9 protein-coding genes are annotated in these 10431 nt (G+C 42.3%); 3 read left to right on the forward strand and 6 right to left on the reverse strand.

What is annotated here, in order from left to right; translation table 11 throughout:
* Positions 1 to 9: 9 nt before the first annotated feature.
* The 5 genes from AYJ08_RS13605 to AYJ08_RS13625 form a co-directional block, all read right to left on the reverse strand.
* A complete protein-coding gene (locus AYJ08_RS13605; protein WP_003342211.1) occupies positions 10 to 858 on the reverse strand; it encodes an ABC transporter permease in 849 nt (282 codons plus the stop codon).
* Positions 855 to 1829 carry an ABC transporter ATP-binding protein gene (locus AYJ08_RS13610; RefSeq protein ID WP_031412817.1) on the reverse strand — a complete coding sequence of 325 codons (975 nt, stop codon included), beginning with the start codon at positions 1827 to 1829 and terminating at the stop codon, positions 855 to 857. The genes AYJ08_RS13605 and AYJ08_RS13610 overlap by 4 nt, the downstream gene beginning before the upstream one ends.
* A gap of 389 nt (positions 1830 to 2218) precedes the next feature.
* Positions 2219 to 3058: an ABC transporter ATP-binding protein gene (locus AYJ08_RS13615; RefSeq protein ID WP_064018183.1), complete on the reverse strand. Its 840-nt coding sequence runs from the start codon at positions 3056 to 3058 to the stop codon at positions 2219 to 2221.
* Positions 3059 to 3072: 14 nt separating this feature from the next.
* Positions 3073 to 4110 (reverse strand): FecCD family ABC transporter permease, encoded by a 1038-nt coding sequence (locus AYJ08_RS13620; RefSeq protein ID WP_064018184.1) that lies wholly within the window; start codon positions 4108 to 4110, stop codon positions 3073 to 3075.
* A complete protein-coding gene (locus AYJ08_RS13625; RefSeq protein WP_064018185.1) occupies positions 4107 to 5120 on the reverse strand; it encodes a FecCD family ABC transporter permease in 1014 nt (337 codons plus the stop codon). Before AYJ08_RS13625 ends, AYJ08_RS13620 begins: the two co-directional genes overlap by 4 nt.
* Before the next feature lie 184 nt (positions 5121 to 5304).
* On the opposite strand from AYJ08_RS13625, the gene AYJ08_RS13630 reads away from it, so the two are divergent.
* Positions 5305 to 6309 carry an ABC transporter substrate-binding protein gene (locus tag AYJ08_RS13630; protein WP_064018186.1) on the forward strand — a complete coding sequence of 335 codons (1005 nt, stop codon included), beginning with the start codon at positions 5305 to 5307 and terminating at the stop codon, positions 6307 to 6309.
* A 62-nt stretch (positions 6310 to 6371) separates the two neighbouring features.
* Here AYJ08_RS13630 and mutM read toward each other — a convergent pair whose 3' ends face one another.
* Positions 6372 to 7181 carry a bifunctional DNA-formamidopyrimidine glycosylase/DNA-(apurinic or apyrimidinic site) lyase gene (mutM, locus tag AYJ08_RS13635; RefSeq protein ID WP_064018187.1) on the reverse strand — a complete coding sequence of 270 codons (810 nt, stop codon included), beginning with the start codon at positions 7179 to 7181 and terminating at the stop codon, positions 6372 to 6374.
* Between the two features lie 225 nt (positions 7182 to 7406).
* Here mutM and AYJ08_RS13640 point away from each other — a divergent pair, with 225 nt between their 5' ends.
* Complete coding sequence (locus AYJ08_RS13640) at positions 7407 to 8582, forward strand: THUMP domain-containing class I SAM-dependent RNA methyltransferase (protein WP_064018188.1); 1176 nt, start codon at positions 7407 to 7409, stop codon at positions 8580 to 8582.
* Positions 8583 to 8646: 64 nt separating this feature from the next.
* Positions 8647 to 10431 (forward strand): S-layer homology domain-containing protein (locus tag AYJ08_RS13645; protein WP_197490662.1); only part of this gene is annotated, 1785 nt, incomplete at its 3' end.

The following is a 10431-nucleotide window of genomic DNA, read 5'->3' on the forward strand; positions in this document are numbered from 1 at the left end:
TTCATAGCCTCATCCTCTCCCTTCTTGTTTCTCTTGCATTTTGGTTGCGCGATAGTATAAATAAATCATTATGATCGAGAAGAGTACAATCACCATGGATAATGCTGAACCAAATGGCCAATCACGTGCAGACAGGAATTGGTTTTGAATGACATTACCAAATAGTGAAGATTTAGCTCCACCCATTACATCTGGAACAACGAACATGCCCAGTGAAGAAACGAAGACTAAAATACAGCCGCTTACAACTCCCGGCATAGTTAGAGGCAGGGTAATGTGCCAAAATGTTTTGGCTGGTGTAGCTCCTAAATCATAGGCAGCCTCGAGCTTTTTACGATCTAATTGTTCTAAGGAGACATAGATCGGCAAGATAATAAACGGCAACAACGCATAGACCATCCCGAGCAAAACAGCTCCTGGTGTATACAAGAGCGTGAGCGGTTGGTCGATAAGGCCAAGCGATTGCAAAACAGTATTTACAAGACCTTGTGTACGTAAAATGATGACCCAAGCATAAGAGCGAACCAGAAAATTAATCCAAAATGGAATCATCACTAATAAGAGCCACAAGTTTTGCCACTTACGATCTAGTCGGGTAATCATATAAGCTAAAGGATAACCCAACAACAGACAAATGATGGTCGTTCCCACGGATACAAGCAAGGTTTCGATAAAAATTTGTACATAAAGCGATTCAAAGAATCTAGCATAGTTAGCTAGTGTAAATTCATAGACGATTTGCCCGTATACTCCCCTCTTCAGAAAGGAAAGCATAACCACAAAAAGCATGGGCACTAAGAAGAAGATCGTTAACCAGAGGAATCCTGGGAGAGCGAGTAGCTTTCCTTTATTTTTCAACGCAGAATCACCTCATCTTCTTCTGCCCAGAATACACCAACTCTCTCGCCTTTGTACCAAGAGCCTTTTTCGTAAAGATGTGCAGTAATAACAATGTCGTCCTCGGCGCGGACAAACACCTTAAAGATATTACCTAAGAAAATAATATCTTCAATGATTCCTTTGCTCTTGTGTCGAGCTACTTCCTCATTTTCTTTATATAAACGAATCTTTTCAGGACGTACTCCTAAAAGACCTGCTTTTGTATTTAAGATATTGTTTTCGCCAATAAAGGTTGCAACAAACAGACTGTTTGGCTTGTAATAAATTTCTTCTGGTGTGCCCAATTGCTCAATTCGACCTTGGTTCACAACCGCGATGCGGTCTGACATTGACATAGCTTCATCCTGATCGTGCGTCACATAGATAAAGGTAATGCCCAGATTCCGCTGAATATTTTTTAGTTCAACCTGAAGGTTTTTGCGCAGTTGGTAGTCGAGAGCACCAAGCGGCTCGTCCAATAATAATACCCTTGGATTGTTAATGATCGCACGGGCAATTGCAACACGTTGCTGCTGTCCACCAGATAGCTGTTTTGGTTTACGTTTCTGATATTCGGTCAGTTGTGTAAAATGCAGCACTTCTTCCAAACGAGTCTTTTGTTCGGCCTGAGGCACATTTTTCATTTTTAAACCAAAAAGAATGTTTTCAGCAACGGTCATGTGTGGGAACAGAGCATAATGTTGAAATACCATGTTCATATCTCGTTGGTAAGGAGGGATTTTGGTTACATCCTTTCCATCTAGGTAGATATGTCCAGAAGTAGGCTCTTCAAACCCAGAAATCATGCGCATCAGCGTCGTTTTTCCGCATCCGCTGGGACCGAGCAAAGTGATGAATTCACCTTCCTGGATTGACAGTGAAAATGCGGGAATGACCACGTGATCATTAAAGCTTTTTTCCACTGAATCCAAGTGTATGATCGTTTTCATTTATCATTTCCCATCTCTATATAAATTTAGTAGTTCTCACCCAATTGTCTCTAAAAAAACGCTAAATATTAAGATATATCATTGGGGCAATAAATTCAATGAAATCACAAATAAAAAAGCAAGAAAAAATCTCCATCAACTAGCGACGGAGACATGTTCATAGTAGCGTGCAAGTAGCCTCGTAACAGTTATAAGAGCAATATGTATTCTAGATAGATTGTCTGTCAGACACAAAGCAATTATGAATGGCAAAAACTATCACACGAGGATTGTAACGTGAAAGACAATCGTTTGTCGAGTTCTAGAGCCAAATATCCACAAAATAATCTACATTTGCATGATGACTTTTATGGAGATCATTTATGCTTCAAATACATACCGTTATCGTTTTACGTAGCAAGCCGTTGTGCTGGCAAAATCTCATCTTTTGCAGATGCTAGTAGCCGGCGACTGTTTCCTACAGGGATACACATTGGTGTTCCATACAGAGGATCGGCAATAATTTTAGATTGCATACGGAAAACATGTTCGACCATTTTTTCAGTCAGTACGGTTTCTGGACTACCTTGAGCATAAATTTGTTTATCTTGAACAGCGACTAAATGATGCGCATATCGACATGCTAAATTAAGATCATGCAGCACCATGACAATTGTAGATGCACGTGTCTGATTTAATTCAAATAAAATATCAAGCACTTCAATTTGGTGAGCCATATCTAAATAGGTAGTAGGCTCATCCAGCAAAATAATATCCGTATCTTGAGCCAGTGTAAGAGCAATCCAAGTACGTTGGCGCTGACCACCGGAAAGCGAATCAATAGGACGGTGAGCTAGCTCTGTTAATTGCGTCACTTCCAGGGCAAAGGCGACCTTTTCCTCATCCTCATCAGTCCATTGCTTGAGCCAGTTTTGGTGTGGATAACGCCCTTGTTTCACTAGTTGCAAGACAGTTAATCCTTCTGGTGCAATCGGTCCCTGTGGCAGTATAGCCATTTGCTTGGCGATCTCTTTTGTTGTTTGTTCTGCAATACCTTTGCCATTTAATAATATATGTCCTGATGAAGGTTTTAATAATCGAGCCAAGGAGCGAAGAAGAGTGGATTTCCCACAACCATTGCTTCCAATTAAAACGGTAATTTCACCCTTAGGAATACGCAGGCCAAGATTTTCAATTATAATGGAATCCCCGTATTGCAGGGTTAGTCCTTTGGTTTCTAGAGCAGACATTGCATCTCATCTCCTTACTTATTACGATTTTTAACCAATAGAAATATAAAGAATGGCGCTCCGATGAGGGAGGTGAAAATTCCTACAGGCAGATCAAGCGGCGCAAAAACAGTGCGAGCTGCGAGATCAGAGACTAAGACGATAAGGGCACCCAGCAGTGCAGATGCGGGCAATAAAGCTCCAAAAACGGGACCTACTACCTTTTTTGCAATATGAGGAGCTAGCAGTCCAACAAAGCTGATTGCCCCACCGATGGCCACAGCAGCGCCTGCCAATGCCACGGAGAAGGACAATAGGATGAGTCGATGCTTTTCAACAGCAGAGCCGGCTCCTTGGGCCACATCATCTCCTAATTGCAGCAGGTTGACACTACGACCGTATATAAAGGCGAGTAACATAAAGCAAGCGATCCAAGGAGCTAACATGGATACGGTATCCCATGATGTTCCATAGACACTGCCTGTTAGCCAAATTTTAGCCTTAGGCGTCAAATACAGCGGGCTTGCAACGGTGATTAAGGTGGTAAGAGCGGCTAAAATCTCTTTCACACCAACTCCTATCAATACTAGTCGTACAGGAGTTACTCCTTTTTTCCAAGCTAAGACATAAATTAGTAAGCCTGCAATACCAGCTCCTACAATAGCAAACAAAGGAAGCCAGAAAATACTCGCTGTTTCAAACAAAACAATGAAGACGACTGCCGCAACGCTAGCACCACTGGTAATACCAATAATGTCAGGAGAAGCGAGTGGATTGCGAATGATGCTTTGAAGGATTGCCCCTGATACACCAAGCCCCATTCCAACGAGCATACCTGTCAAAAGACGAGGCATGCGAAATTTCATGACAATTAGATTTTCTTGGTCGCTTCCTAATCCAAGAAACACTTTCATAACATTCCAGGGAGAAATCGGATATTCACCTACTCCGACGCTACATACCATTGCCATAAACGTTAGGAACAGAATAGTAAGCACGATCCATAGCACACGTTTTTCCATTAAATAGGAAATGTTTGGTTTTTTAAGACGAAAAATAAGTAGTTTATTCATGAACGAAGCATCCCCTTTCGAATGACATAAATGAAGAAGGGAGCTCCAAATAAGGCTGTCATTACACCAATTGGCAATTCCTGAGGCATCGCGATCGCCCTAGCTAAGATATCAGAGATAACCAGTAAAATTCCTCCGAATAACCCGCTGTACAATATTGTCCACTTCATATCGTTTCCAGTAAGGTAACGAGCTAAATGAGGAGTGAACAAACCTACAAAGCCTATTGGTCCTGCTACAGCCACCGAACAGCCAGATAAAATAATCACAACTGCACCCATTCCGATTTTTAACAAAAGAGTTCGTTGTCCTAAGCCCTTTGCTACGTCTTCTCCTAGCATGAACGTATTAATTGCTGGGGCTAACAGCAGTGCTATTATCCATGCCGCGATCATGAACGGTAACACTTCCATTAAATAGGAGAGCTTACGATCAGCTACAGAGCCAGCTAACCAAAATAATACTTCCTCTAAGGCTTGTTCATTTGTAACTAAAATTCCATTCGTGAAGGAAGAGAACAGAGCGGTTAATGCCGCACCTGCCAATGTCATTTTTAAGGGAGTCATCCCATCGCGACCAATAGAGCCTAAGATATAAACAGCAATCCCACCCAGCAGGGCTCCCGTAAAACCAGCCCAGGTTAAGGCTTGCATAGAGTTTGCTCCTAAGAAACCAACAGAACAAACAATAGCAAATGAAGCGGCTCCATTTATTCCAAAGATGCCTACGTCCCCAATCGGATTACGTGTCAAAGCTTGCAGAATAGAACCTGCTATACCTAAATTAATCCCTATGGCCGCTGCAATAATACTGCGCGGAACTCTCGTTTCAAGGATGACAATATGTTCGTTGCTTCCGTTAAAATGTGTATAAGCTTCTATCAGAGTGTGTATATCAGTATTAATTACACCGTAAACGACACTGACAAGCATACAAGCTAGCAATACTAACAATCCGAGTAGTAGACCTGTTGCTTTTACAAAAGGCCGTTCTAAGATGCTCTTTCTCATTTCAGTGTTCTCCTATTTTTTTACATTCTTTCAGTATCAGATGACAGGTGTTCAACATGATTATTTTTCGAAAGTTCAAAAATGTGTAAGGAAATGTTTTCCCTTGTTGACACATTGTATTCTGGCATATACGATTATATCCGACATTGATAATCGTTATCAAGAGTTCTAGGGGGAACAACAGATGAAAATTTCACAAATCGTGCATCATTCACGTTTCATGAAGATTGCTGCGCCAGTTTTGCTGCTTATGATGCTTGTCGTAGGATGCGGTCAACAGCAGAATGCTGCAACAGAAGCCAAGCCTAGCGAGACAAAGCAAGAGGGTACAGCCTATAAGGTAAAGCATGCAATGGGAGAAACGAATGTAAATGGAACTCCCCAACGTGTGGTAGTTTTGACACGTGAAGGTACAGAAGCTGTTCTTGAACTAGGTGTTAAGCCAGTTGGCGCTGTACAATCCTGGGATAAAAAGGACCAACCCTTCTATGATCATATCAAAGCAGATATGGAGGGTGTAAAAGATGTCGGAGATGAGCTACAGCCAAATATTGAAGCAATTGCGGCTCTAAAACCGGATCTCATTCTTGGTGTAAAAATGCGTCATGAAAAGATTTATGATCAACTAAGTGCCGTTGCCCCAACTGTCTTGGCTGAAACATTGCGCGGTGAATGGAAAAACAACTTTAAATTGTATGCGGAAGCATTACATAAGAAAGCAGAAGGCGATAAGGTAATTGCCGATTTTGATAAAAAAGTAGCAGACCTGCGTGCAAAAGCTGGGGATAAATTAAAAACAGAAGTATCTCTCGTTCGTTTTATGCCTGGTAAAACTCGCATTTACTACAGTCAAACCTTTGCAGGAATGCTATTGAATGAAGTAGGCTTTGCGAGACCAAAAGCACAGCAAAAAGATGATTTTGCAGCCGAAATTACCAAAGAACGCATGCCTGAATTAGATGGCGATATCTTGTTCTACTATACGTACAATAAAGGTGTAAATGATGACAGCGGTAGCAAGCTGGAACAAGAATGGACAAATGATCCGTTATGGAAAAACCTTACTGTAACCAAGAACAACAAAGTATTTAAAGTAGATGATGTCATTTGGAATATAGCAGGCGGTGTACGTGCAGCTAATCTGCTGTTGGATGAATTTGATAAGTATCTGGTAGAAGGTAAACAATAACATATTGTAAAAGAAAGAGGACTGATCTAGTAGCCTGAGGGGCTTATGATCAGTCCTTTTTTCTAATGCTGGCAGTTTGGGCAGTAAAATACCTTGCGGGAAGCTAAACGAGTCATGACGATAGGTGTCTGACAACGTAAACAAGGCTCTTGGGGGCGGTCATAGACCAAGCAATGATGATTATATCCTCCGGTGAGGCAATCATTCTTATAAAATCGGTACTCCATATAACCCCCTAGCTGTAAGGCGCGTGTCAATACCTCATGAAGTGCTTGGGATAATGCTTGAATATCTGCTTGCGATAATTCCTGACAATTTTTAAGAGGCAACTGCCTTGCTTGAAAGCAAATTTCATCAGAATAACAATTGCCAATGCCTGCAATAACATGCTGATCGGTAAGGGCTTTTTTTAACACGGTTCGTTTCTTTTTCAACAGTTTGGCCAGATCGGCTGCGGTAAATAACGGCATAAGCGGCTCAGGCCCAAGTGTAGCAAGCTGCTGTGAAATACCTTCGTCTTTGTATAGATGTAAGTAGCCGAGCCGCAAGCCATGGAAAAAAAGCTTATTTTGATCAAAGGTCAGGGTAACCTGGGCTGTCCGATCCAATTTATCAGCATCGCTACCCCAGTACATAAATCCAGATAACATGAGGTGGAGCAACAGAACCTGATTGTTGCTTAGATGAAATAATAGATACTTACCACGGCGCTGAACAGTTGTGATCGTTTGATTCAACAGTGCCTGCTGGAAGTAAGTGACAGGACAATTGATGGTTTTCTCCCGTGTTACCTCGACATGTCGAATCGGTTTATCTAAGATATAGCGATTTAACATGCCCCTATAATGCTCCATCTCTGGAAGTTCTGGCATAGAAGTTCCTCCTTTTACAAGAGTGGCAATACTAGATCTATAATCTCTGTTTACCTTCTTCATATCGTGAAGCCTTCAGCAGTAATAGTCTGTTTCAATTTCATAAGAAAAATTAGGAAGATGGGGAGAACCTTTCGTTTTTCGGGGAAAAATATACTATAATGAGACGAGTTGACTTCAAAATATCGAGTTCGTGAATAGATACATAAAGACAGGAGAATAAACATGAAACATCAAGTAGATTTGATCGCAACCGCTGCATTTGGCTTAGAAGCAGTAGTAGCGGAAGAAGTACGCGGGATGGGGTATGAGAATGTAACGGTAGAGAACGGAAAGGTCGTGTTTCGTGCTGATATTTCGGATATTCCGCGCACAAATTTATGGCTGCGTACGGCAGATCGCATCCGATTGAAAATTGGTGAATTCAAAGCGACCAGCTTTGATGAATTATTTGAAAAAACAAAGGCATTGCCTTGGTCTGATTTTATTCCAGAGAATGGACACTTTCCTGTAGAAGGGAAATCAGTAAAGTCAGAGTTGTTTAGTGTATCTGATTGTCAGGCAATCGTAAAGAAAGCAGTTGTAGAAAGCTTAAAGAGAACCTACCATACAAGCTGGTTTAACGAAGATGGTCCTACTTTTAAAATTGAAGTGGCGTTATTAAAAGATATTGCGACTCTAACCATTGATACCAGTGGAGCAGGCTTACATAAACGTGGCTATCGTGATTGGATCGGGGCAGCTCCTATTAAGGAGACGATGGCTGCTTCGTTAATCATGCTTTCACGTTGGAAGCCAGATCGTGTATTGATTGATCCGTTCTGCGGCTCTGGTACGATTCCGATTGAAGCCGCTATGATTGGCAGAAATATTGCTCCTGGTATGAACAGAGAATTCGTTTCGGAGAACTGGCCGATTATTCCGCGGACAGCATGGCGTCAAGCGCGTGCTGAGACGCATGATTTGGCTCAATACGATCGACAACTGGAAATTATAGGGACCGATATTGATGAAGAGGCTATTAAAATAGCGAGACGGAATGCAGAGGAAGCTGGAGTAGATGACGCGATCCACTTTCAACGCATGGATATGAGAGATGTAAGTTCGAAAAAGAAATATGGCTACCTGATTTGCAATCCGCCATATGGAGAGCGTCTAAGCGACTATCGCACGGTAGAAAGATTGTATCGTGACATGGGGCAGGTATTTGGTAAGTTAGATACATGGTCTTCTTACGTGATTACCTCTGATGAAAATTTTGAGTCATATTTTGGCAAGAAAGCCAGCAAAAAACGCAAGCTATTTAATGGAAACATGCGTGTGGATTACTATCAATTCTTTGGGCCGCGTCCACCGCGTCCACGGGCTAATTCTGGGGATGTAACAGAACAAGAGAGATAAACGTCATATACATGGTTGAATAGATAGAGAAGATCGATTCAGGTAAGGAGAGAGGTTGTTTTTTATGTGGAAAAACGGTTTTACTCATAGGCTGATGAGTGTGGCAACAGCTACTGCCTTGTTGTTGACCTCAGGCTTCATGACACCCCAAGCTTTTGCGGCAAAAGAGGGGAATGCTTCTATCCCGGTATCCTCTTCTGCTTATCTAGGGAATGGTGAGTTCCTGGATACGAAAGGTCACTATGCAGAAAAAGCAATTAAACATCTTGCCAGCATGCAGGTTATTAATGGGGTGACGGCTACCGAATTTCGGCCAAATGCTCAAATATCCCGCCAGGATTTTATTGTGCTATTGTCCCGTGCATTAGGAGTGCTGCCAAGCGAGCATGCAGAAAGCACATTCTCTGATCTCGCAAAAGATAGTGTGTATCAAGCATATGCTTCTACATTGGCTGATAATGGAATTATGAAGGGCAAAGCCGACGGTAGTATGGGAGGCAAAGAACCTCTTTCCCGTCAGGAGCTAGCTGTGCTGCTAGAGAGAGTTAATCAGCACCTTTCAATTGGAGCAACCGAGAAAAAAGCGAATCCTGCTACTTTTTTGGATGAAAAAAAGATAGCTGGCTTTGCACAAGAGGCAAGTTATGCAGCGGTTCGGCAAGGATGGCTGACTGCTTATAAAGGAGCATTTCAGCCTGATAAATTGGTAACGCGTGGCGATGCGGTTGTGTTAGTGGATCGCCTAGTAGAGCTTCGGAAAAAACAAGCTGATGGAAAAGGCTTTACTGTTAATCACTCTAGCATCAAGATCATGACTGGAATGACTGAACAAATCAAGGTCAAGCCTGAGGGAGATCAGCCACTGCCATTTACGCCGATTTTTGCTTTTGACGATAAAGCGCTAGGCCATATTTCTGCGGACGGTACATTCGTAGCGGGTACAGCAGCAGGTAAAGGAGTAATAACGGTAACGGTTGGTTATCAAAGCATCCAAATACCAGTAGAGGTAACAACTCATGGTATAGCTGAGGATGAGAAAAAAGCGGAGGATCAAGCAAAAACGGACGTAGCCAAGACAAATAATGCTGAGTCTAAAGCTGATGACACGAAGCAGGCCGATAACAAACAACAAACCGACGATAAGAAACAAAACGTTGAGCAAAAATCATCAACGGATCAAGCTTCTTCCGAACAAAAGGCCCAAAGCCAGTCTGTAGCATCTGCAACAGAAACTGTCAGTAGTAAAGCAGCTAAGGAAGAGAAACAGGAGCAAAAAGAGGAAGAGTTAGTAGAAGGCTGGATTAATTATGCCCGTAACAGTCAGGTAACCGTAAAATCACTCGATCCTGCTGACCCCTTATTTAATGAGTCAGAGAAAAAATATCCTGGGCCGGCTGGCGGATTGACCGATCCGGCAGATGTTTGGACAGGCTATCTTCGTCAAATGGGACGTGAAATAACGCTTGATCTACATAAGGTACAGACGCTGGATATGGTAGAGCTTACCTTTAGACAAGAGAAAACAAGCGGGATTACACTGCCTTCCGAGCTAGAGGTGGAAGTATCACGGGACGGTAAAATTTGGGGTTATGCGGGTAAAGCTACGCATGCTATTTCCCCTGGGGAATTACAAAAACTGGATCGCACCCTGCGCATTAGCTTACCGGAATTGGATGCACAGTATGTTCGATTACGTTTTCCTGTAAAAGTGTTCACATTCGCTAAACAACTGAAGGTATATGGACATGAAGCAGAGCCTGCACGGGCTAAGCTCATCTCCTTTCCTTTAAGCAAAACGAGTACACCTATAGAAGATAATAAGGCAGATGACCGGGTAAAAGATATGCTA

Origin of the sequence: Brevibacillus sp. SKDU10, assembly GCF_001645205.1 — a bacterium.
GTDB lineage: Bacteria > Bacillota > Bacilli > Brevibacillales > Brevibacillaceae > Brevibacillus_B > Brevibacillus_B halotolerans.